The sequence below is a fragment of the Serratia sp. MMO-28 genome (genome assembly GCF_037199905.1).
GTDB classification, from domain to species: Bacteria; Pseudomonadota; Gammaproteobacteria; order Enterobacterales; family Enterobacteriaceae; genus Chania; species Chania oryzae.
Genome location: NZ_JBBCVB010000088.1, coordinates 1 through 622 on the forward strand (window position 1 = coordinate 1; position 622 = coordinate 622).

1 protein-coding gene is annotated in these 622 nt (G+C 54.0%); it reads left to right on the plus strand.

What is annotated here, in order from left to right:
- On the plus strand, window positions 1–576 hold a 576-nt coding region (locus tag WG891_RS26650), incomplete at its 5' end, for a transposase (RefSeq protein ID WP_337265096.1).
- Between the last annotated feature and the right edge of the window lie 46 nt (window positions 577–622).

Sequence of the window (622 nt, forward strand, 5' to 3'; positions counted from 1 at the left end):
CCCGGCTATCGGCGGCCGCACAAAGGTCAGAATGACTTCCAGAAAAAGCACTTCAGGTACGATGAGAAGCGTGATGTGTATGTGTGCCCGGCAGACGCGTTGCTGGTCTACAGCACGACAGACCGTAACGGTTATCGGCATTACCGTTCAGACCCGGCAGAGTGCCAGCGCTGTGAGCAGAGACAGCAATGTACGCAGAACAGCAAGGCACAGAAAACGATAACGCGGCATGTGTGGGAAGCGTCGAAAGAGGAGGCGAACAGGTTAAGGCTGACGAAATGGGGTAAGAAAATCTACGCGCGGCGCAAAGAGACGGTGGAGAGGAGCTTCGCGGATGCGAAACAGCACCATGGTCATCGATATGCGCGGTTCCGTGGGCTGTCAAAAGTGCAGATACAGTGCCTGCTGGCGGCCACAGCGCAGAATATGAAAAAGATGGCGCTGCTGGCGCTTCTTTATTGTTTTTATCGGTGGTGGAAAGCGTCTTGGGAAGGGCAGAACGCCAGCTTAGGCGGTCAGAAAGCTCAACTGACGGTATTATGGAAAAATATCGCGATCGCGACCTGCGGTCGCTAGAAAAGAAGAACCCCACCTGAAAAAGTGGGGTTAGTCAGCAGTCTGA